The following is a 21,892-nucleotide window of genomic DNA, read 5'->3' as shown; positions in this document are numbered from 1 at the left end:
CTATTGTGGCCAAAAACAAAAAGATTGTCCTCGACAAACATGCATTGAATTCGCTCGCCATGGGGAACGTCACGACCTGACTTCCTCCAATTGAGCGATGGCTGTCGCCATGCGATCGGTCGCCTCGGCCAGTATTTCGAGTGACGTGGCGATTGAAAGCCGGATATAAGGCGAAAGACCGTAAGCCGACCCCTGCACCACTGCGACACGCGCCTCTTCAAGAAGAAAAAGGGCCACATCGTCGTCAGAGGTGATCACACGCCCATCAGGCCTGACTCGCCCGATCAGGGCAGCACAATTCGGATACAGATAGAATGCTCCCCCCGGACAAGCACAGGTCAGCGAAGGGATCTTACGAATGGCCTGAAGTGAAAAATCTCTGCGCTTCTGAAATTCGGCGGCTCGATCCTTCAAAAATCCTTGCGGCCCCAGCAAGGCGACGATTGATGCCGCCTGCGAAATGGATGAAGGATTGGAACTGCTTTGGCTCTGCAGCATCGCCATCGCTTTAATCAAAGCCTTCGGACCGCCCGCATAACCGATACGCCAACCGGTCATGGCATACGCCTTTGAGACTCCATTGACCGTGAGCGTTCGCTCCTTCAATTCGGGAACAACCTGTGCAATCGTCTGAAATTTTTGTCCGTCGAAAAGGATATGTTCGTAGATATCGTCGGTGAGCACGTGCACCTGCGGATGTCTCAGCAAGACCTCCCCGAGCGCTGCCAGTTCTTCACGCGTGTAGACCGCCCCCGTTGGATTCGACGGTGAGTTCAAGAGGAGCCATTTTGTCCGCGGAGTGATCGCCTGCTCAAGAGCGTGCGGACGCAGCTTGAAGCCGTCGGTCTCGGGACACGGCAGGACGACCGGTCGCCCTTCGCCGAGTAACACAATGTCTGTGTACGAAACCCAGTACGGGGCCGGCACGATGACTTCGTCCCCGGGACCGACTGTGGCCAGCATCGCATTGAAGATAATCTGCTTGGCACCGCAGGCCACGGTGATTTCGTTCACGCTGTATTCGAGATCGTTTTCCCGTTTGAACTTCTCGCTGATCGCCTTCTTCAGGGCAATCGTCCCGTCGGCGATCGTGTAGCGCGTCTCCCCCCTTTTCATCGCCTCAATGGCGGCTTCGACGATGTGCGGAGGCGTTTCAAAGTCGGGTTCGCCAAGGCCCAGACTGATCACGTCGATTCCCGATGCTCGCAGTTCTCCAGCACGGGCCGCCACGGCCATACTGGGACTCGGCTTGATTGCATCCAGGCGAGCAGCTGTCAATTTCACGACTCGATCCATTCTCAAAACGTTTGTCGACGATTCAGCAAAAACGAGACTTCACGGCGGGGTTTATTTGGACGCTGCCGGCTTGGAATACACATCGGTGTAGCGGTTTTCTCGAATGCTGAGCAGGATTTCTGCTTCGCGCACTTCCTGGGCATGCACCGCTGCCAGAAGATCCCGTGCTTTGACAGGAGAAAAGGCGACCACCCCATCCGCATCCCCGACGACGATATCACCGGGATTGACCACCATCCCTCCAATCGAAACCGGCACATTGATCTCGCCGGGGCCGTTTTTGTAAGGGCCGAGATGGATCACCGTGCGGGCAAAGCACGGGAAGTCGGAGTCAGCAATGGCGACCGAGTCGCGGATCGCTCCATCCAGAACAAACCCCGCAGCTCCGCGTGAAGCCGCAATGGCGACCATGATTTCGCCAATCAAGGCCCGGTGAACCGCTCCCCCGCCATCGACAACAATCACATCCCCCGGCTTCACCAGCTGGAGAGCCTTGTGGATGAAAAGATTATCGCCCCCCTGAGTCTTGACCGTCAGGGCCCGTCCCACCATGGGTTTCGTGCAGTTGTGAAAGGGACGAATCCCGAGCGCCCCGGGAACACGGTCCAGATTATCGCTGATTAATGGCGTCGCCGTTCGCCGAAATCCATCGAGGATTTCCTCTGTCACATCATGGCTCATCAGACTCTCCTGACTCTCTGCAGAATTCTTCGGAAACGGATCGGGCGGCAAACGGGTTCAGGCCATGGGACATAGACCCTTTTGACTTTTCAACTACCCGTGCTCGCCACGCGGAATCCAGTCTTTCAACAATCGAAACGCGGGCTGCGCGGGCACTGGAAAGAGCAACCTGCTCTAGCAGCACCAATGCTGCAGCATCTTGCCGTAAGTCTCAACGCCCTGCTGAAGTTCCTGCAGGCTGATCGACTCATCGCCCGTATGGGCCTGGGCAATGTCACCGGGCCCCATGACAATACATTGCTTGAGTTCCCCAAAGCGTCCGGCGTCGGTGCCACCAGCGAGCGTGCTCGGGGCAGGCTTCGATGAGAACTTCACGCACTCCTGGACGAACTGCGAATTGGCGTCGCAGAGCAGCGTCGGCACGCGAAAGATCTGTTCGTATTCCAAGCCATGCTTCTCGGCGATACTCCGGATGCGAGCGAGCAGTGAGTCGAAATCGATGCCGGGCATGGCCCGCAAGTGAATCGTGCAGACGCTCTTGACGGAGGTGATATTCCTGCCCGGATTATGATCGTTGACCCCAATGTTCATGCAGGTTGTGGAGGGCTGAAACCGATCATCTCGCCACTGCGGAGCCGTTTCCAGTTCCTGGTAAAATTCCTGCATGTCGTGCAGAAACGGAATCATCCGCCAGTTGGCGTTCGTCTGGCTTCCAAAGCTGGAATGCATGGCCTTGCCGCGCGCCGTCACCTGCAACACACATCCCCCCTTGTGTGCATGGATGACTTCGCATTGAGTTGGCTCGCCCACAATCATGCGGGTCTGCCCTTCGACCATTTCGCGATACAGCTTGGAGGATCGGGCAATGATCTCCGCTCCAATCGCTCCAATTTCTTCATCCGCTGAACAGCAGAAATAGAACGGAGCTCGTAAGCGCTGCTTGACCACCGCGGACACGGCGCTGAGCATGCAGGCCAATGAACCTTTCATGTCCGTTGATCCGCGGCCATAGAGTCGACCATCCCGGACCGTCGGCTGAAAGGGGCCATGTTCCTGAATCGACCAGTGCGGAGCCGGCACGACGTCAGAATGTCCGGAGTACGCCATGCCCCCCAGACCAGAACCCAGTTTGGAAACGAGATTGACCTTGGAAACGCCGTTGGGGTCGACGTATTCGACTCTTTCCGTTTCGAAGTTCAATTCGCGCAACCAGGACTCGAGCCGCTCTGACACCGGGAGGTTGGAACGTGAACTGACGGAATCGAATTCAATCAATTCACTCGCCAGCTGGACGGGATCAAGCATGAACGTCAAATCCTGTTGGTGATAGTCGAGGCCGCGCAGCGTCGCCGAATTCCGACTTTCGGCCGCCGTCTAATGTCGATTCCAGCACGACCCCGAGGAGTCTGCTTGTCAAAAAACAGTTCACTGATTTACGCGATGATTTCGCGAATGGGCTTTCCATGATCGATTTCCAGTCGCTTCCGACCGGGAATCTCCAGCTTGCGGGAATCGAGCCCGAGTTGGTGCAGGATCGTGGCATGGATGTCGGTGACGTAGTGACGATCTTCAACAGCGTGGAAGCCGATTTCGTCGGTCGCTCCGTGCACCACCCCCCGCTTGAGACCGCCACCGGCCATCCAGACGGTGAATCCAAAGATGTGGTGGTCACGACCGTCCGCTCCCTGTGAACCCGGGGTGCGGCCGAACTCCGAGGCGAACACAACCAGCGTTTCATCGAGAAGTCCGCGCCGGTCCAGATCTTCCAGGAGCGCACCGATGGGCTGATCGACCTGCAGGGCATTTTCTTCGTGGTTCGCTTTCAGGCTGCTATGGGCATCCCATGAACCCTGAGCGACCACACTCCCGTGGTAGACCTGAACGAACCGCACTCCTTGCTCGACCAACCTGCGGGCAGCCAGCAGCTGCATGCCGAATTCCCGGCAGTGCGGCTTGTCGAGTCCATAAAGCGCGTGCGTTTCCTTCGTTTCTTTTGAGAAATCGACCAGGTTCGGAATCGAAGTCTGCATCTGGAAAGCGAGCTCATACGAGGCAATCCGCGCAGCGAGCGCCGGATCGTTCGGATACTCGATTCCTCGCATCGCATTCAGCTCGCTGATCAGGTTCTGGCCGATGCTTCTGGATTCGCGGGACACAGGCCGTTCGGGAGATCCGTAATCCAGCGGATTGGAAGGATCGATCCTCAGCGGGACGGAGTCGTGAGTCGGTCCGAGGTAGTTCCCTTCGCGCTTGAAATGGGACTCGCGCTGGCCGATGGAAATGAACTGCGGGAGATTGTCGTTGATCGCTCCCAGACCGTAATGCACCCAGGCCCCCAAGGTGGGGAACAGGCCATCATTCTTGTGACGACCGGTGTGGAACTGGACCTGGGCTCCGTGGTTACTGTCGGTCGTCCACATCGATCGGACAATCGCCAGCTTGTCGACCTGGTTCCCGATGTGCGGGAACCAGTCGCTGATTTCGACTCCGCTTTCACCATACTTCCGAAACCCGATTTGCATTGGGTACAGTGTATTCCGCTGCTGGCCATTGGCATCCAGCGCTGCAACTTTTTCGATCGCCAGCTTCTTGGGATCCTGAACGTCGGCAAACGGGGTTTCCCCAATCGTTTTGCCGCCGTACTTCGTCAGCATCGGCTTGGGATCAAAGCTCTCCATCTGACTGACGCCCCCGGCCATGAACAGCCAGATGACGCTTTTCGCCTTGGGAGGAAAGTAGGGCTTTCCGGTCGGCGGTGCCCAGTCTGCGCGGGCCACACCGTCACGATTCAGCATCGCCCCCAGCGCCAGGCCGGTAAATCCCATACCCATATCTGCGAGGAATGCCCGGCGAGGCGGCAATTGTCCTAAGGGAGAGAACATGCGGTCATCCTTTTGGAAGTCAATCAGCGAAGCGTGACAAAGTCATTGTGGTTCATCAGTGCCCAGACCAGATTCGATCGCGCCTGCTCCGCAGACCCGCCTTCAATCGATTTCCAGCGCTCCATCGCCTCCAGGCAAACACGCAATTCCTCCTCAGTGGGATGCATCCCCAGAAGGGTGATAAATGCCAGCTCGAGAAAGTCAGCATCGTTCGACGTCTGACCAGAGAGGCGATCGGAGATCTGCTGAGAGGCGTCCAGCACCATTTCGCTGTTCATCAGCGCGAGTGCCTGCTGGGGAATAATGCTCTCGTCACGTCGATAACACTCCCCAGCATCGGCTTCGTCGAATGTGGTGAGAAACAGATTTCGCTGTCCATTCGAATGGAAGAAATAGATGCTGCGGCGATTCGATGTTTTTTGTTGGCCGGCCTGAACGGGAGGGCCTCCCATCTTGAAATCGAGCTTGCCAGCTTCTGCCAGAATCGAATCCCGCACTACTTCCGCTTCAATTCGAATCGGATTTCGACGCCACCAGTAGTGGTTGTCCGGATCGAGTTCCACATTGCGTTCAGCCCCTTCCATCGAAGAACTGAGCCGGTAGGTGGCTGATGTCACCAGGAGACGATGGAGGTGCTTCAGGCTCCAGCCATTGTCCATGAACTCAACCGCGAGCCAGTCGATCAACTGGTCATGCACCGGATTCGGGCTGTTCCGTCCGAGATCGAACGGAACGATCGCCAACGGAGTTCCAAAGTGACGGTTCCAGAGATGATTGACCGCAACCCGCGCTGTCAGTGGATTTCGCCGGTCTGTGATCCAGTTCGCCAGCGCTGTGCGGCGACCAGTGCTCGTCCCCAGAATCGGAACATCAGGGTCATCATAACGGGTGTGCTGGAACCGGGTGGTCACCCACTCTGATCCCTTGAGCAGCGAGAACTTGTCAGTGGGGAGAACTTCCGCGTTCAGCTCTTTCGTTGCCTGTTCTACGGCAACCTGGGCCTTCGCCAGATTCTCCTCGAGCGCTTTGCGATTCTCATCCTGGGCCCGTTTCATCGCGAACTCCGCGGCCAGCAAATCGCGACGGGCTTTCTCAGCCATCAGTTGCCGCTCTGCGACGATGGCAGCGACTCTCGACTTGGCCTGACTCTCGGGATCGGCGTTGCTGTCTTGTTGGGCAAGCACTGCTGCGGCGACAAGTTCAATCCGCTTCTGGTCGACCGTCGCCACGAGGACGTCGGCCTCTGCCAGTTCGAGAGCCTCTTCAGGACCTTGCGGCAGCGAACCATCAGACTCCAGAAGATTCACGGAGGGATCCAGAGCTTTCAGTTCGAATTCATCGAAGTCGGCGACAGCATCAAAGGTCATGATCCGGAAGGCCCCCTCCCGACGCGCCAGGGGAGTTCGCCAGGAAAGCACTCTTTCCCCATTGATCGTGACATTGGCGAGGTTGCCGCGCAAACAGACCCGCAGGGTGTAGTCCTTATCCACATCCAGCGAGAACGGCTGTTTTCCGTCTTCCGGAGAGTTCCACTTACCGTCCTTGAGATAGGTCCCCTGAATTTTGCATTCGCCAGCTGTTCCGCTGATGGAAATCATCTGGCGGGTCTCAGGAACGCTTTTCGTATCCGCCGCAGAAGGAATATCGAACACGAAGCCGATATTTCGTCGAGCATTGCCGGCGAGTACGCGGAACTTCAGAGTGGCGTCGAAGTTCAGCGGAACTTGTCCCTGCAGCGTGAGTGACGAACCGACGGCCCCTTCTTTTGTCTGTCTGAGTGCACCGGCCCGCTCCTTCCAGCCATTGCCGGACACCTCCCAGCGGGAACGGTCCAGTGTGTCAAAGGTGTCTTGAATGGGCTGAAACGATGGTTCACCACTCTGACCCGATAACTTGGCGAGTTGCTGGGCCTGCTCTTCGTGAAGTGTTTTCTGGGCCAGATCGCGGGCAGCCGTCGCCGCCTTCAATCGCTGCTTCGCCAGTGCTTGATGGTTTTCCAGCACCCACGGGCGAAGCCCCTCCTGCCAGGCGACATCAGGAAGTTTGACAGGTTCCACAGCGAATTCGTCGAACTCCAGCAGCTTGGGAACTCCCGGAGGAATGACTCTCGACTTGTCGGGATTTGAATCGTCCCCGCGCACGAACAGGTACGTCGGAGCATCAGGCAAGCCATCGAATGCTCGGGGGATGCCGTTACGAGTGAGGTCGGGCTGGTTCGGCACCATATCGACTCGCACCTGATAGGGCTCAAAGAACGCCCGCATCTTGTAGAAATCTTCCTGGGCAATCGGATCGAACTTGTGATCGTGGCACTTCGCACAATTCAGCGTCAGTCCGAGAAAGCCCTTCCCGACGTGTGTCACCACATCGTCCAGCCAGATCGTCCGATTGAAGATGTAGAAGTTACGGGCCAGAAATCCGGTCGCCCGCAGCTGGTCGGGATCATCTGGTGCGAGTTCATCCGCCGCCAGCATCATCCGCACCATCTGATCGTAGGGAGTATCTTTGTTTAACGACTCGATCATCCAGTCGCGCCAGTGCCAGACATGCCGGTGGCTGACTCGAATCTGCGACCCCAGCCCCGAGGAATCGGCATAGCGCCAGATGTCCATCCAGTGTCGCCCCCACCGTTCGCCGTGCCGCGGGTCATTCAGCAGCCGGTCAACCGCTTTCTCGTACCAGTCAGGCGAGGGATCCGTCTCGAAAGCGGCAATCTCCTCGGCGGTGGGAGGGAGCCCGATCAGATCCATCGAGAGGCGCCGTAACAGGACAATGCGCGAGGCTTCCGGCTGTGGAACCAGCCCCTTTTGTTCATAACCGGCAGCGATCCAGGCATCGATTGGGTTTCGCACCCAATTCGAATTTTTCACTTCCGGCAAACTGGATCGCTCGATCGGACGGAAGGACCAATGAGAACTCGGATCCGCTTCCGGCACCTCATCGGCAGGGGCGTGAGCCCCTTCAGCGATCCATTTCTTAATCAGTTCGATCTGCGCGGCATCGAGAGGCTCCCCTTCGTGTTCAGGCGGCATCCGCATGGCCACGTCCGTGGTAGCAATCCGCTCCAGTAGCAGGCTCTCCGCAGCCTCGGCCCCGGGTAAAATCACCTCCCCCGAGTCACTCCCCGCCAGCAGCTGACTTGCGGTATCGAGCCGGAGCCCTCCCTCCTGCTTCAAAGCCCCGTGACAGGCATAGCAATGCTTCTTCAGGAGCGGCTTGACCTGCGACAGATAATCAACTTTGCCCTCCTCAGCCCGGACCGCCCCACATTGCGCGCCCGCCAAACAGATGACTACTCCCAAAAGCTGCCGCAGGCTCCGCATGACGTTCCTTTTTGGAAATTCAGATCACCATTTCACACGAGCGCATACAATCCAAGCCAACCCCACCACCACGACACCTGCCATCACCAGACGACCAAGTGTTACACTGCCGCCAACAGCGGACAAGCTGCTTTCTCGCCCCAAACGACTTCGCCCTGAAACCAAACAGGGCAGATCATGTCACGAACACCCGAAGCACACCGCAAAAAGAATCAACCCAGCAAGAACGCCCAACAGCCCCAGCCATTTCCCGCTCGAACAGGATCCAGTCAATCTCACTGCGAGCAATCAACCAGCACGCCAGAGCATCGTTTACAATCGATCATGGGCCTTGGTCGGACAACGAAATGTACTTGCTATTGTTTTCAAAATCAAGTATTTTATCGACAAAATCAAATTCAGACCTTGATCGTATTTGCAAATGGAAACCGTGCCTCGAAAATCGTGATTTCCCGTCCCGTGATGGCTTCCGCGGTCCCATTTCCCATGCACCACCCCTCTGTTCATGAAAGCCGTCACGGAGCTTTTCGCGGCCGTATCGGCGTTGCTCAGTGTGACATCACTCCGCCGATCGGAGTCTTCTCTCGCTGCTGGGGCGCAGCGACACACGATGTCGCGGAATCCATCCACCGCCCATTGATCCTGGGCGCGATCGTACTCGCCAGTTCCGAACGGAAGGCTCCACTGGTCCTGATCTGCGCGGACTTGGTCGGCTGGAGGACCCCGGAGGCGATGGGTGCATTCCAAGACCGTCTGTTGAACGAGCTCTCTCTTCCTCCGGAAAACCTGATCTTCTCGATTTCGCACACGCATTCGGTCCCCTCACTGGCAATCACGGACGAGGAACTTCCGGGCGGCGATCTGCACCGGGAGTGGATGAACTCACTTCCCGAGCGCATTGTGTCGACTGTCCGGGAAGCCACAGCCGGAGCCTTCGACGCCACGCTCGAATGGGAAACAGGAACATGCTCTCTTGCTGCGGTGCGTGATTTCCGTGATCCCAATCCTGAGCGCAAACGGTTTCTTTGCGGCTACTCTCCCGAAGCGCTTGCCGACGACACCGTTCTGGTCGGACGCATCACCGATTCAGAAGGAACAGTTCGCGGCACCATCGTCAACTATGCCTGCCATCCCACGACTCTCGCCTGGCAAAACAGGTCACTCTCTCCCGATTACGTGGGTGCGACACGCGAGGTGATTGAAACAGCGACTCGGGCTCCCCTCTTTTTCATTCAGGGAGCTTCCGGTGATCTCGCTCCGCGCTACCAATACACCGGAGATCTCGAAGCTGCCGACAATAATGGCAGACAACTGGGTTACGCCGTTTTGTCCACATTGGCGGGCATGCATCCTCCCGGACAGAAGCTGGTCTTTACCGGCGTCATGGAATCGGGAGCTCCACTCGCGCTCTGGAACCATCAGCCCGACGAAAGTTCTCAACGACTGGAATGCTCACGGACCAGCGTCAACGTCCCGTTGCGAGTCCTGCCGACGACGACAGAGCTCCAGCAGGCTTTCGCTGCCTGCACCGACAGAGCCCAGCAAGAACGGATTCGGCGCAAATTCAGAGTTCGACAGGCTCTGGGAGACGGAACAACCTACCCGCTCGCGCTCTATACGTGGCGTATCGGCGATGCGGTTCTGGTTGGCAGCCTGGCCGAGCACTATTCGATTTTCCAACAGGAATTGCGACGCCGCTTTCCCGACCACCCAGTCGCCTGTGCAAACGTCATTAACGGGAGCTCACTCGGCTATCTCCCTCCCGCAGAACTCTACGACGAAGACATTTACCCCGTCTGGCAGACTCCGTTCGATCGGGGAAGCCTGGAACTGACACTCGAAGCAGCGAGCCAATCCATTCATGACATCCTCTCGACATGAAACCGCCTTGCATGGCGTTCTGCCCGTTTTACATACCCCGTTCCATCCCTCCGGCGAGATCGATCGCGAAACGCTAAGCCGTGAGATCGACTGGGCATTCAACGTGGGAGCTGACGGTGTCGTCGTCGCCATGGTGAGTGAAGTCTGCCGCATGACGAACGCACAACGTAAGGCACTGGCAGAACAGGTTTGCCACGATGCGCGGGGACGAGGCTTCTCGGTGATCAGCGTTGGAGCGGAGAGCACATTCGAGGCCTGCGAGCTGGCAAAACACGCCGAGTCTCATGGAGCGAGTGCGGTCATGGCCATCCCTCCGATTGCCACCCGCCTTTCATCCGCTGCCACCAAAGACTATTTCGCTGCCATCGCCGAGCAGATTTCCATCCCCCTGATCGTGCAGGATGCTTCAGGATATGTAGGAGCTGCGATCTCGCTGGACGTTTATCTCGACCTGCTGGAACGCTTTGGGACGGAACGAATCTTCTTCAAGCCCGAAGCCCACCCCCTCGGCCCGAACCTGTCACGCTTGCGGGATGCGACTCAGGGTCAGGCCCGGATATTCGAAGGGTCCGGTGGGATCAATCTGGTCGACTGCTATCGTCGAGGCATCCAAGGAACCATGCCCGGCACCGATCTGCTCGATGTCATCATCGCACTCTGGCAGGCACTGCAGGACGACGACGAGGAGCGAATCTATCAGCTTTCTCTCCCATTGTGCGGACTCGTCGCCCTGCAGCTCTCCGCGGGATTGGACGGGTTTCTGGCGATTGAGAAGTACCTGATGAAGAAGCGGGGACTCTTTCCGAACACACTGCAGCGTCAGCCGGTCGCCTGGGAACTCGACGACGAAACTCGTCAGGAAGTGGATCGGCTGTTTGCCCGCTTGCAGGCATCGCTCCGATCGAGCAGTGCCGGCAGTCGAGGCACCGGAGACAACGCCTGACGGACGACTGATCTCACGTAAGCCCCGGCTCATATTGGCATCGACTGCTCTCCCCCGCTTCGTCGTTCAAACATCAAGTCAGGATCGAGTGCATGCTGTTTCAAGATGACAAAGTGGCGGAGCCGGCAGCTGCAGACGAGGTCCTGCGGGATGACATCCGCTCCGTTCGAATGTCCGCACCCGAGCCGGACCTCGCACAAGCACGCCCGACGACTGTCCGTTACCGGGTAATCGCCTGGCTGTCGATGGCCTCCTTTCTGGCTTATCTCTGCCGAAACGCCCTGGGAGTTGCCGAAAGCCGCATTCGCGAAGACCTCGGATTGACGCTGACACAATCCGGCCACTTCATGGCGGCCTTCTTCTGGACGTATGCCCTCTTTCAGGTGCCGACGGGTGCGTTTTCCCATCGGTACGGGACCCGTGTCGCCATGACGATCTTCGTGGTCGCGTGGTCGCTGTCGATGTTCGCCACGGCCAACTCTCCCGTTTTCTGGATGCTGATCATCACCCAGTTCGTGATGGGAACTGCGCAGGCGGGCTTCTTTCCGGCAGCGACGAATTCCATGAAGTACTGGATGCCGATGTCGAGACGATCACTGGCGGGCGCGCTGCTCGGTGTCGGCATGCAATCCGGCGCCATCGTTTCCGGCATCGTGACCGGGGAATTACTGGGATATATGAGTTGGCGCTGGGTCTTCATGCTTCTGTCGATTCCTGGAATCGTGTGGGCAGTCGCCTTCTACATTCGGTTCAGAGACCGGCCGGAACAGTGCCCCGAAGTCAATACAGCAGAACGCGAGTTGATCCTGGCCGGCCGCCCCTCTGAACAGGTGGCCGCTTCTCAGAAAGAGACCGGGCCGACCGACTGGAAAGCGATTCTCCGCCACCGGGGACTCTGGATGCTCTACGGCCAGCAGATCTGCCGGGCTGCCGGATACATGTTCTTTGCCAGTTGGTTCCCGACCTTTCTCCAGCAGACCCGCGGCGTTTCGATCGCCCAGTCCGGCTACATGCAAGGCATCATCTTTGCCGGAGCGATGACCGGTAGCATCGTCGGCGGACTGCTCATCGACTGGATCTGGAAGCGAACCGGAAATCTGCAGCTGAGCCGCTGCGGAATCGGTGCAGCCGCCCTCGGCACGTGCGGACTGCTCATCCTGGGGAGCTGGTTTGTGGAAGATGCCCGGATTGCCATCGGTCTGCTGGCCGTCGGAGTGATGTGCGCTTCACTGGCAGGTCCAGCGATGTTTTCGACCGTGATCGATATCAGCGGTGCCCGGGTCGCTCAGGTCCTGGGAGCTGTCAACATGGCTGGCAACCTGGCTGTTGCTGCCTGCCCGATTCTCGTCGGGAAGCTGTTCGAATTGACGGAGAACTGGAATCTGGTGCTGCTGCTCTTCGCGGGAATTTATCTCACGGGAGCTGCCTGCTGGGCATTTGTGAATCCACGAGTCGGAATCTTCAAAACTGAAACCTCTCCCGCCGTGAGCTGACTGTTTGCAACGGGAATTTTTTCATCACCTCGCCCGTGATGGCTACCAGGGACGACGCGTCCCCCAAATGCGAGGTCGTCTGTGATCATGCCACGAGCAGTGATACTCCTTGCGGTCCTGTTGATGTGGACCAAATCCCTGGCCGCACAACCACCGCTGTTTGATGCCTATCCCGAGGTTCACCCACCGTATTACAGCGTGCGTTATGAGGCGTCGACGCAGCCAGGCGGACTTGTCTTCGCAGCGAATTTCACCGTCTGGATTCCGCCGGACATCAAGTCGCTACGCGGTGTCATTGTCCGTCAACATGGCTGTAGCGAAGTCTCCTGCAAGTCGGGCCTATCCGGAGCTTTCGATCTGCATTGGCAGGCGCTCGCCAGAAAACATGACTGCGCGCTGCTGAGTCCCGCATACGAGAAGCCTGACGGACAGGACTGCCAGCTGTGGTGTGATCCTCGCAATGGTTCCAGCGATACTTTTCAGAGAAGCCTCGTTGACTTGGGAAACCTTTCAGGCCATCCCGAACTCGCCGAAGTTCCCTGGGCCTTGTGGGGCCATAGCGGCGGAGGACATTGGGTCGGAGGGATGGTGCTGCTGCATCCGGAGCGAATTGCCGCGGTCTGGATTCGTTCGGGAGTTCCCTTGCTGGAGCCATTGTCCACCCATCCCACGGTCAAGCCGCATACGGTTCCGGAAGGTGCACTGGAAGTACCGATTATGTGTAACCTCGGCGCGACCGAGGGGGTGAGCGTCAAAGAGGGACGTTTCAGCTTCATGTGGCCCCTCAACGAAAAGTTCTTCAACGCTTTACGTTCGCGAGGGGGGCTGATCGGCGTCGCAGTCGATCCGCTGTCAGGACACGAATGCGGGAATCAACGTTATCTGGCGATCCCGTGGTTCGATGCCTGCCTGAGTGCCCGACTTCCCGCTGCGAAGGGTGAATCACTGCGATCGATGAGTAACGATCAGGCATGGCTGGCTCCGCTCACCGGAGGAACAGCTGTTCCGTTGGCACACTTCGCAGGAGATTCCATGAAGGCTGGCTGGCTGCCGGACGAGGCCACCGCGCGTGCCTGGATGGACTACGTTCGCGACACCGGAGTCATAGACACCACGCCACCCCCCGCCCCCTACAATGTTCGTCTGCAGGGAAATCTCGTGACCTGGGAAGCCGAAGCGGATTTCGAATCGGGCATCGCCGATTTCCTCATCGAGCGGGATGGCGTCCTCCTCACCTCGGCAAGCCTGCCTGCAAAAGAAGTCTTCGGACGGCCGACGTTTCAACAGCTGCAATATGGCGATACTCCCGTGCAGCCGCTGGTGCCGCTCTCTTTTACAGACACACATCAGACTCCCGGAACACAGCACGTCTATCGCGTCATCACGGTGAATACGGTCGGGCGACGCTCAGAGCCCAGTGCCGCTTCGAACCTGGTGGAAGGCCCCTAACCGCGTCGTGTTGGTGAGGGGTGAGATTCAGGCTCACTCCGATTCCCCCTCGCGCTCGACGGGTGAACACGATTCTTCCTGACAGGACATCAATGAATTCCTGTCCACCGTGCCAAAGTGTTCCCCCCTGTTCGCCCGGCTGCACCGTCAACACGAACGGCTCGACCTACTTCGGACGCATCTCCAGGCCGAGTGCCTCATCGACAAAATGCTGTTCGACGACTGTATTCTGTTCGACGACTGTGCCACGCGGAAACGGGGGCAAGCGCACTGCACACGATCACACGTCCAGATCTTTCACATCCAGAGCATGCTTCTCGATGAACTCACGGCGAGGTTCGACATGATCTCCCATCAGCACGCGGAAGATCTCCTCCGCACCGGCCACATCTTCCAGCGTCACCTGCATCAGCAGGCGGGTGGAGGGGTCCATCGCCGTTTCGAACAACTCTTCGGGGTTCATTTCCCCCAGACCTTTGAAGCGGGTGTAGGTCAGTCCCCGGGCACCCAGGTCCCGCAACGTCGGCACCAGTTCCCGTAGCGACTGCAGTCGACGCGGTGTCTCGTGCCCCTGAATTTCGTAGGCGAACACTTGTTCCGCGTTCTTGGGCGGGGCCGGAATGAAATCGTTCAGGGAGAGCTGGAACTGTTCCTGCAGCGTCCGGATGACCGTATTAATCGTCCGCGCTTCAATAACGTCGATCGTTGTCAGGGCTTCCGCGGCAGCAGCGTCATCTGCGGCCCCGGCCTCATCTGAAGCGGCTGCGGCAGCCTTCCCTGCCTGCTGCGCAATGACGAATTGATCGAGTTCATCCCGCGTGGCAAACCAGTGTTCTTCCGTCCCGCGATAGACCCGATACCGCGGCAGCAGCCCGTCGGCGGTGGCGTGGTCCCGTGCGACCTGTCGCAGGACAACTCCGCGGCGTTCCATTGCTTCCAGCGGTTCTTCGATTCCGCTCAGCACCTCCGAGAGCTTTCGCAGGGCCTCGCCGGTAATCTCCCGAGGTTCCGTGAGTCCCGTCGGTCCCCCATTGACAAGACTTTCGCGGGGGTGCAGCACGAGCGTCGCCCCTTCCAGACCCAGGTCGAGCAGTTCCCGCATCATCTCATCATGGGTCTGCACGTAACGAGGTTTCGGATTCCGTTTGCCTTTCGGAATGACACGATAGAGCGGCGGCTGGGCAACATAGACGCATTGCTGTTTGACCAGTTCCCGCATGTGACGGAAGAAAAAGGTCAGCAGCAGCGTGCGGATGTGGGAACCGTCGACGTCGGCATCGGTCATCAGAATGATCTTGCCGTAGCGACGCTTGGCGATGTCCTGTTCTTCCGCCAGAGGGGTGATGCCGATCGCTTTGAAGATCGCGGTCACTTCGGTGTTGGCGAGCACCTTGATGAGCTGCGCTTTCTCCACATTCAGAATCTTCCCTCGCAGGGGGAGAATGGCCTGAGTCCCCGAATCGCGACCGGTATCGGCCGACCCACCTGCCGAGTCTCCTTCCACCAGGTACAGTTCAGAAACATCGAGGGCATGGTTCCGGCAGTCGCGCAGTTTTTCCGGCAAACCACCTCCGGAAACCCGGTTCTGGCTGCGTGCCATATCCCGCGCTTTGCGAGCCGCTTCGCGGGCTTCCGCCGCACGCAGACCTTTCTGACAGATCAGCTTGGCGATCGCGGGGTTTTCTTCGAGGTACTTCGACAGGACATCTCCGGCGACGGAATTGACTGCCCCTTCGACTTCCGGATTGGTCAGTTTGATCTTGGTCTGCGATTCGAACTGGGGATTCGGAATGCGGACGGTCACCACGCCCGCCAGTCCTTCGCGGAAGTCATCACCGGCGGGATTCATGTCTTTGAACAGATTGGCATTCTTGCCGTAATTGTTCAGGGTGCGGGTCAGCGCGGTCTTGAATCCGGAGAGATGTGTTCCCCCCTCCGAGTTGGAAATCCCGTTGGCAAAGCAGCGGACACTTTCCGAATAGCCATCGTTCCACTGCAGGGCGATATCGACTTCGACCGCCTCGACAGCACCACGAATCCGGATCACGTCCGGATGCAGCGGCGTCTCGGTGCGGTTGATCCACTTCACAAACTCAGCCAGGCCATCGTCGTAGTGGAATGTGTCCGACTGTCCGGTCCGCTCATCCATCACATGAATCCGGATGCCGGCGTTGAGAAACGCACAATCCTGCAGGCGCTTGTGGATGGTGTCGTAGTTGAACGTCGTGTTCGGGAAGATGGTCGCATCGGGCTTGAACGTGACCTTGGTTCCGGTCAGTTCGGTTGGCCCCCCTTTGGTCAGGGGAGTCTCCAGCCGCCCCTTGGCGAATTCCATACGCCAGACAAACCCCTTGCGGCTGACTTCCACTTCCAGCCATTCGCTGCAGGCGTTGACAGCGGTAATCCCCACGCCGTGCAGACCACCGGTACCGACAGCATAGGCCTTGCGATCGAATTTCCCTCCGGCGTGGATCTCGGTGAAGACCACCTCGAGCGCCGACTTCCCCTTGTCCTTCATCGTCTCGACCGGAATGCCGCGGCCATCGTCCGTGACAGAGACCGTCCCGTCACCGTGAATCTGGACAGTCATCGTCGTGGCGAAGCCGTTGGCGAATTCATCGAGAACGTTGTCGGTTACTTCGTAGACCAGATGGTGCAACCCAGCCAGATCGGTGCCGCCGATGTACATCGCCGGCCGATGGCGAATCCCTTCGATCCCCTCCAGATGCTGAATCGTGTCCGCGCTGTAGTCTTCGGAAACCGGCTTGTTTTTGGGTTGGTCGCTCATCAGTTCCTTTGCACTCCCTAAAAATCCATTTTCCATGGCAGAGGTGATTACCGGTCACGGTGCTTTCTGTGAAAGCCTTCCGCTCCGCTTCAGCTCTTCCGGGCTTTCCCTGGCTCAACGGCTCCGCAGCACGAATTTCAGATCCCGGATCCGTGCTGCCGAGGAATCGGCCTTCAGCTTTTCAAACAACTCCACTTTGTGAAATGCCACCAGCTGGCTCAGCAGAGCCGAATTGGCAACCCCGATCGACAAGACTCCATTCCTGACACCCAGCACCCGGGTTTGCGAGGCATACTCCGCAGGCACGATTTTCTGCCAGAGTTCACCCCATTGATTCTCGGAGCGAACCCGGCCGTATCCCCGGAGTGCGAACAGCGTCGACAGCACCTCGCCAATCGTCTGCGGTTCCCCCTCCTTGATGGAAGGCGAGCCCGTCCGGCGTCGCGGTGTGCTGTCTCCGTTTTTCCTCCGTTCCATGGTGCGGGAGACCTCTTTCATTCCCTGAATCACCTGCCCGAAGACAGACGTCCGGCTTACGCGTCATCCCGTGACAAGGGCATGACGACGTAGGTGTAGTTTTCATCCGCTTTGAAAACCGCTGCGCTGTTGCCATCCACGAGATTCAGCGTGACCGGACCGGCGGAATCGAGAACTCGCAGGAATTCCTGCACGTAGCGTGGATCAAACGTGATCAGCACTTTCTCTCCGGAATAGCTGATCGGCAGTTCGATGCGTGACGTTCCCACATCCTGCCCGACGCTGGTCAGGGTCAGGGTGCCCTCTTCGAACTGGAAATCGACGCCGCGGCTTTCCTCATTGGTGACGATCATCGCCTGACGGACAGCCGAGAGGAATGGCCCTGCCACCAGTTCGATGGTTGTTTCGTATTCACTGGGGATCACATCCTGATAGCGGGGGAAGCGACCTTCCACGAGTCGGGCGTAAATGGTCGACAGGCCGCTTCGCACGAGGACGTGACGAGCGTGGACCGCCAGATGGACTTCCTGATCGTCATCGTGAATGGAGCGCTCCACGAGCGACATCGCCTTGGCCGGGACGACCGGCTGGCCCCCTTCCTCCTGAATGTTCCCCTGCGCTGCACAGTGCGTGCGATACACCGCCAGTCGACGGCTGTCGGTGGCAGCCAGCGTGAGATGATCCTGGGCCAGTTCCAGCAGCACGCCCCCCAGAGCGTAGCGCGTGCTTTCGGTGTCGGTGGCAAAGATCGTCCGTTGGATTCCCTGCTTGAACGTCTTGCCGTTGAGGACGTAGTAGCTCTCGTCTTCAAACCGGGCCACGTTCGGGAACTGCGCCGGATCCTCAACGCTGAGACGGAATTCACTGCGTGACGTGCGGACCCAGAGTGCTTCTTCGTTGACTTCAATCTGAATCGTGTCGTCCTGCGCCTCACGCAGAATGGCGGTCATCCGCTGGGTAGGCAGCAGGACTTCCCCCACAGAGTCCGTGACCACTTCCGACAGATCGTACCGGATGCCGACTTCCTCATCGGTTGCCAGCAGGGTCGCCTTCCCATCGGCCAGCGTCAGTTTGACGTTTCGAAGAACCTCCTTGGGGGATCGTTGAGGAACGACGCCACTCACAATGGAGAAAGCCGATTGAAGAACGTTTCTGGGACAACTCAGTTTCATGGAATGGGTTCACTCGTTGCACAATCGAAGAGCGGAAAACCGTCCCTGGACCGTTTCACAATTCAAATTTATTAGCAGTTGTATCATAGGGGATTCCGTCGTTGTGGAAAACCATGGCGAGGCGTCCCTAAATGCAGATGGCGACAAATCTTGTTGCGACGCAAGGCACGCAGAACCGCGTCGAGAAGTCGTTGGCCGATTGTGGAAGCACGGAAGACAGAATGTGCAGCCGTCGGGCAGTTTCCCACAGCCACCAGGCGGGCCTTCCAGACCCCACAAATTCTTCCATCAGCTTTCCACAGACTCTCAAGAAGTTGTCGACGCCCGGCAGGTTTTCAGCTGCCGAAATTGGCCCCCATACAACCGTGACAAAGCAGAATCTCCAGTCGGTGGCAGCAATTGGAGCCGACCCATAACTGGGCCCTCATCAGGCTGCCGAACCGGTCGACGATTCATATCGGAATCGTACCACTGTGAAGGACGATGCGCGACCGAATGGTCTACGGAAACGATAGAGTTCAGGAAATCCGCAATGTCAGGTGTCAGACTGCGACGGCCGTGACGTCGAAAGGTTGTGGAGAAATCGGGTCGTCGAAGTGGAGGTCCTTCACAAGGTTGAAAACCCGATACTGCCTCTGGCGAACGACTGAAACTCGTGAACAAAGTTCGGGCCAATTGCCTCTCAGCTTCTCGCGATAAGAACGGTTCCGGCCACGATCAGGGCACCACCGGTCAGCCCCTTCCAGCCGATCGGCTCCTGCAGCAACAGAACTCCCAGGGCCATCGCGACCACAACGCTCAGTTTGTCCACAGGCGCGACACGTGAGGCATCGCCCAGGTGCAGGGCCCGAAAGTAACAGAGCCAAGAGGCACCGGTCGCCAGTCCCGACAGAATCAGGAATCCCCAGTTCCTTATCGAAACCGCTGCAAGCGGCTGCGGGGACCGCACGATGTAGATTCCCCAGGCAAACAGCAGGATCACAACGGTGCGCACTGCCGTAGCCAGATCAGGATCGATCCCTTTGATCCCCACTTTGGCCAGAATTGCAGTCAGGCCTGCAAACAACGCGGAAAGAAGTGCCCAGTGCAGCCAGGTCATCCAGCGCCTCGTCGGAAAGTTTCCGGGAATTCCTCAGTCCTTACCATCCGGCGGTGAGGCGAACGATGCAAGAGGCGAAGTTCGATTTCCCCGGCAGGGGGAAGCGATTAAACTGGCAGGTTCAGGGTCTGGGTTGCGAACACAACCTGCCTCTGTGGGGTCATTTGCAGGGTGGCTGACCGCTGGTCGAACCGCTTGTGCTGTGTGATCCGAACGTGAAATTCCCGCAGCGTGTCTGTGGTGTGCGCCCGTAGCTCAGTAGGATAGAGCAACGGATTTCTAATCCGTCGGTCGGGGGTTCGAATCCCTCCGGGCGTGTTTTTAGGGCTTTCGATCAGGAAATTTCCCGCTCGCTGGAGCTGTCGACGTCGCGATGAGATTGGTGGAGATCGGCGCGGGCTTGGGTGCAGTCGAGGGGTAATCGGCATGAGTCACGACTCAGACCGCGTCGCAGAGGCCATCGGGGGCGCGCTGGCGGGAGGCGTTCTGGGAATTATTGCCTGGCTCTGGATTTTTGACGCCCCCTTCTGGTTTCCGGGTGAGACGATTGTCTTCGGGGCGTAGCTGTGCGGCCTGCTGGGCTGGTTCTTCGGAAGCGGGTTCGTCGAGATGCTCGGACGATTGATTCGTTGGTGGTGAGCCTGTTGTCTCAATCGTCTTCCGGTTCGATCTGGGCCAGCACATCACCCGCCTGTACGATCCTTCCCGGGTGCACCTGAAACTTCCCGATTCGTCCGTAAGTGGACGCATCCAGCTGCCAGACAATGCCTTGTGTCACCAGCTCGGCGATGCGCTCACCCGGAATCACGCGTGCTCCTTCCGGCACCAGCCAGGTCACAAACCGGATCGGCTCCGCGCCGGCTCCGACCTCCGGGAGGGTGACGTCGACAGGGGAATTCGGGAAAGGGTCTTGATCCATCTGCTTCATCTGGAATAAAAACCGGCACAACACGGGCCGATCGCTATTGTATGTTGAAATCGGCTGCAGGTGGACCGACCTGCTTCTGTTGGCTCTGCAAAGGAATGCCGCTGCCATGAGGAATCTCGTTCGCTGTGCGAAATCCCCGATTTCGCTCTCCCTCTTCACTGTGAAGACGTTCCCCAGGCTTTTGCTGATCGCCATGCTCTTCGCGGGCTGTGAGGGGTCCTCCTCCGCGCCCAACCAGACTTCGAGCGGTCCGGCGGCACCATACGTTCCTCCTACGGCCAGCATCGCGCCGTCGCAGCCCAATGTGGTCACAGCGGCCGCTCCCGCTCCCTTGCAGAAAGAAGCGGAACCGGGAGAAGAACCCGAAGAGGACGACCTCTCCGCCAAGGTTGAGATTTCCAACCTCCCAGAGGGAACACCCGAGTGGATCGTACGTGAAATTGCCCGTCTCCGCAGCCTTCCGACCGACGTCGTCCGACAGCAGGTTCCCGGTGAACCCGATCGCTTTGAAGTCGTGCGGCTGACGACCGACGAAGCCCGGCAGGAACTCCAGCGCCGAAATGAAAAAGTGATCGAACTGGCGATGGAGGCGATTCAGAAGACCAATGCCGATCCGGCGAAAGAACAGCTGTTCAACAATGCAGTCCACTTTCTGGCCGATGCGCGGATGCAGCTGAGTCTGGCCGGCGATACGGCCCAGGCACAGCTGATGGCTGAAGATGCGGAACATCTCTACAAGCGGAACAAGACTTCGTTTGCTGCGATTGAGTCGGCTGCGAAGATCGTTCAGCTGACGCAGCAGCAGGCCCAGCAGTATGCAGCCGGAGACCCGCAGTGGGCTTTGGCATTCGCTCAGCAGGCCCGTCTGTTTGCGGAAAAGTTTCCGGGAGAAACCAGCCGTGCGGCGATTCATCTGCTCGCTGCGGGACGGATGTGCGACGAGCTGGGGCAGCGGGAAGCGGCGCAGCTCTGTCTGAGGACCATTGCCGACAAATTTCCGGGGACCCCGTTTGCCGAACAGGTTGAGCCGAGTCTGCGTCGTCTGGCGCTGCCGGGAAATGTGCTGCAGGAGTTTGGCGGCACAACCACCGATGGCGGGTATATCAGCATCGAGCAGTATCGGGGGCAGGCGGTGCTGATCGCCTTCTGGGCCTCGAATTCAACTCGTTTTCGCGAGCATCTGCCGTTCATCCAGCAGGCCCAGTCACGATTTGGAAATCGGCTGGCGGTGGTCGGGGTCAATTTCGATCGCGATGAACGCTCGGTCGATCAGTTTCTGGAAGAGACCGGGATCAGCTGGAAGCAGATTTTCTATTCGGATCCGGAGAAGCGGGGAGCACGCAATCTGGTCGCCCGGCATTACGGCGTGACACAGGTGCCGGCCTATTGGCTGGTTGATCCGCAGGGGAAAGTGATCAGCGTGCAGGTCGATCCGCTGACGCTGGAACAGACGCTCGTCCCCCATTTGGGACAGTGATTC

Annotated in this window: 17 protein-coding genes and 1 tRNA gene; 8 read left to right on the top strand and 10 right to left on the bottom strand. The window is 58.4% G+C overall.

Annotated elements, in window-relative coordinates:
- Window positions 1-69: 69 nt before the first annotated feature.
- The 5 genes from SH664x_RS00275 to SH664x_RS00255 form a co-directional block, all read right to left on the bottom strand.
- Entirely contained in the window at window positions 70-1,284 is a 1,215-nt protein-coding gene (locus tag SH664x_RS00275; protein ID WP_437204008.1) for an aminotransferase class I/II-fold pyridoxal phosphate-dependent enzyme, read from the bottom strand.
- Window positions 1,285-1,347: 63 nt separating this feature from the next.
- Window positions 1,348-1,977, bottom strand: coding sequence for an RraA family protein (locus tag SH664x_RS00270; RefSeq protein ID WP_437204006.1), 630 nt, complete (start codon window positions 1,975-1,977; stop codon window positions 1,348-1,350).
- 174 nt (window positions 1,978-2,151) lie between these two features.
- Window positions 2,152-3,282: a M20 family metallopeptidase gene (locus tag SH664x_RS00265; protein WP_437204005.1), complete on the bottom strand. Its 1,131-nt coding sequence runs from the start codon at window positions 3,280-3,282 to the stop codon at window positions 2,152-2,154.
- A gap of 128 nt (window positions 3,283-3,410) precedes the next feature.
- Window positions 3,411-4,859: a DUF1501 domain-containing protein gene (locus SH664x_RS00260; protein WP_437204003.1), complete on the bottom strand. Its 1,449-nt coding sequence runs from the start codon at window positions 4,857-4,859 to the stop codon at window positions 3,411-3,413.
- 23 nt (window positions 4,860-4,882) lie between these two features.
- Complete coding sequence (locus SH664x_RS00255; protein WP_437204001.1) at window positions 4,883-8,182, bottom strand: DUF1553 domain-containing protein; 3,300 nt, start codon at window positions 8,180-8,182, stop codon at window positions 4,883-4,885.
- On the opposite strand from SH664x_RS00255, the gene SH664x_RS00250 reads away from it, so the two are divergent.
- The 5 genes from SH664x_RS00250 (at window position 8,181) to SH664x_RS00230 (ending at window position 13,948) form a co-directional block, all read left to right on the top strand.
- Entirely contained in the window at window positions 8,181-8,591 is a 411-nt protein-coding gene (locus tag SH664x_RS00250) for a hypothetical protein (protein ID WP_437203999.1), read from the top strand. The genes SH664x_RS00255 and SH664x_RS00250 overlap by 2 nt on opposite strands.
- A gap of 323 nt (window positions 8,592-8,914) precedes the next feature.
- Entirely contained in the window at window positions 8,915-10,063 is a 1,149-nt protein-coding gene (locus tag SH664x_RS00245) for an alkaline ceramidase (protein WP_437203997.1), read from the top strand.
- Window positions 10,044-11,006, top strand: coding sequence for a dihydrodipicolinate synthase family protein (locus tag SH664x_RS00240; RefSeq protein WP_437203996.1), 963 nt, complete (start codon window positions 10,044-10,046; stop codon window positions 11,004-11,006). Before SH664x_RS00245 ends, SH664x_RS00240 begins: the two co-directional genes overlap by 20 nt.
- 92 nt (window positions 11,007-11,098) lie before the next feature.
- Window positions 11,099-12,499: an MFS transporter gene (locus SH664x_RS00235; protein ID WP_437203994.1), complete on the top strand. Its 1,401-nt coding sequence runs from the start codon at window positions 11,099-11,101 to the stop codon at window positions 12,497-12,499.
- A gap of 123 nt (window positions 12,500-12,622) precedes the next feature.
- The gene (locus SH664x_RS00230; protein WP_437203992.1) at window positions 12,623-13,948 is read left to right on the top strand and encodes a hypothetical protein; all 1,326 of its coding nucleotides are present in this window, start codon (window positions 12,623-12,625) and stop codon (window positions 13,946-13,948) included.
- A 280-nt stretch (window positions 13,949-14,228) separates the two neighbouring features.
- On the opposite strand, the gene SH664x_RS00225 is transcribed toward SH664x_RS00230, so the two are convergent.
- The 4 genes from SH664x_RS00225 to SH664x_RS00210 form a co-directional block, all read right to left on the bottom strand.
- Complete coding sequence (locus SH664x_RS00225) at window positions 14,229-16,736, bottom strand: DNA gyrase subunit B (protein WP_437203990.1); 2,508 nt, start codon at window positions 16,734-16,736, stop codon at window positions 14,229-14,231.
- A 114-nt stretch (window positions 16,737-16,850) separates the two neighbouring features.
- Window positions 16,851-17,234 (bottom strand): DUF721 domain-containing protein, encoded by a 384-nt coding sequence (locus tag SH664x_RS00220; RefSeq protein WP_437203989.1) that lies wholly within the window; start codon window positions 17,232-17,234, stop codon window positions 16,851-16,853.
- 35 nt (window positions 17,235-17,269) lie between these two features.
- Window positions 17,270-18,385, bottom strand: a complete 1,116-nt coding sequence (dnaN, locus tag SH664x_RS00215) for a DNA polymerase III subunit beta (protein ID WP_437203987.1) — start codon at window positions 18,383-18,385, stop codon at window positions 17,270-17,272.
- A gap of 682 nt (window positions 18,386-19,067) precedes the next feature.
- Window positions 19,068-19,484 (bottom strand): EamA family transporter, encoded by a 417-nt coding sequence (locus tag SH664x_RS00210; RefSeq protein WP_437203986.1) that lies wholly within the window; start codon window positions 19,482-19,484, stop codon window positions 19,068-19,070.
- Window positions 19,485-19,728: 244 nt separating this feature from the next.
- Between SH664x_RS00210 and SH664x_RS00205 the strand changes: the two genes are divergently transcribed.
- Together SH664x_RS00205 and SH664x_RS00200 are read left to right on the top strand one after the other, a co-directional pair.
- Window positions 19,729-19,802: transfer RNA gene (locus SH664x_RS00205), tRNA-Arg, on the top strand.
- Window positions 19,803-19,910: 108 nt separating this feature from the next.
- A complete protein-coding gene (locus SH664x_RS00200; RefSeq protein ID WP_437203984.1) occupies window positions 19,911-20,048 on the top strand; it encodes a hypothetical protein in 138 nt (45 codons plus the stop codon).
- 85 nt (window positions 20,049-20,133) lie between these two features.
- On the opposite strand, the gene SH664x_RS00195 is transcribed toward SH664x_RS00200, so the two are convergent.
- Window positions 20,134-20,403: a biotin/lipoyl-containing protein gene (locus SH664x_RS00195; RefSeq protein ID WP_437203982.1), complete on the bottom strand. Its 270-nt coding sequence runs from the start codon at window positions 20,401-20,403 to the stop codon at window positions 20,134-20,136.
- A 115-nt stretch (window positions 20,404-20,518) separates the two neighbouring features.
- Between SH664x_RS00195 and SH664x_RS00190 the strand changes: the two genes are divergently transcribed.
- A complete protein-coding gene (locus tag SH664x_RS00190) occupies window positions 20,519-21,889 on the top strand; it encodes a thioredoxin-like domain-containing protein (RefSeq protein ID WP_437203980.1) in 1,371 nt (456 codons plus the stop codon).
- Window positions 21,890-21,892 lie beyond the last annotated feature (3 nt).

The sequence above is a fragment of the Planctomicrobium aquicomposti genome (genome assembly GCF_051466325.1).
Lineage (GTDB): Bacteria > Planctomycetota > Planctomycetia > Planctomycetales > Planctomycetaceae > Planctomicrobium.
Note: the sequence above shows the minus strand (reverse complement) of the source record. Positions and strands in the feature narration are given on the sequence as shown.

Bases quoted from the DNA above. Each gene is read 5' to 3' on its own strand.
- SH664x_RS00210 (WP_437203986.1), bottom strand. From the start codon at position 19,484: ATGACCTGGCTGCACTGGGCACTTCTTTCCGCGTTGTTTGCAGGCCTG.
- SH664x_RS00260 (WP_437204003.1), bottom strand. From the start codon at position 4,859: ATGTTCTCTCCCTTAGGACAATTGCCGCCTCGCCGGGCATTCCTCGCA.
- SH664x_RS00250 (WP_437203999.1), top strand. From the start codon at position 8,181: ATGACGTTCCTTTTTGGAAATTCAGATCACCATTTCACACGAGCGCAT.
- SH664x_RS00265 (WP_437204005.1), bottom strand. From the start codon at position 3,282: ATGCTTGATCCCGTCCAGCTGGCGAGTGAATTGATTGAATTCGATTCC.
- SH664x_RS00240 (WP_437203996.1), top strand. From the start codon at position 10,044: ATGACATCCTCTCGACATGAAACCGCCTTGCATGGCGTTCTGCCCGTT.
- SH664x_RS00220 (WP_437203989.1), bottom strand. From the start codon at position 17,234: ATGAAAGAGGTCTCCCGCACCATGGAACGGAGGAAAAACGGAGACAGC.
- SH664x_RS00230 (WP_437203992.1), top strand. From the start codon at position 12,623: ATGTGGACCAAATCCCTGGCCGCACAACCACCGCTGTTTGATGCCTAT.
- SH664x_RS00195 (WP_437203982.1), bottom strand. From the start codon at position 20,403: ATGGATCAAGACCCTTTCCCGAATTCCCCTGTCGACGTCACCCTCCCG.
- SH664x_RS00200 (WP_437203984.1), top strand. From the start codon at position 19,911: ATGAGTCACGACTCAGACCGCGTCGCAGAGGCCATCGGGGGCGCGCTG.
- SH664x_RS00235 (WP_437203994.1), top strand. From the start codon at position 11,099: ATGCTGTTTCAAGATGACAAAGTGGCGGAGCCGGCAGCTGCAGACGAG.
- SH664x_RS00245 (WP_437203997.1), top strand. From the start codon at position 8,915: ATGGGTGCATTCCAAGACCGTCTGTTGAACGAGCTCTCTCTTCCTCCG.
- SH664x_RS00225 (WP_437203990.1), bottom strand. From the start codon at position 16,736: ATGAGCGACCAACCCAAAAACAAGCCGGTTTCCGAAGACTACAGCGCG.
- SH664x_RS00270 (WP_437204006.1), bottom strand. From the start codon at position 1,977: ATGAGCCATGATGTGACAGAGGAAATCCTCGATGGATTTCGGCGAACG.
- dnaN (WP_437203987.1), bottom strand. From the start codon at position 18,385: ATGAAACTGAGTTGTCCCAGAAACGTTCTTCAATCGGCTTTCTCCATT.
- SH664x_RS00255 (WP_437204001.1), bottom strand. From the start codon at position 8,182: ATGCGGAGCCTGCGGCAGCTTTTGGGAGTAGTCATCTGTTTGGCGGGC.
- SH664x_RS00190 (WP_437203980.1), top strand. From the start codon at position 20,519: ATGAGGAATCTCGTTCGCTGTGCGAAATCCCCGATTTCGCTCTCCCTC.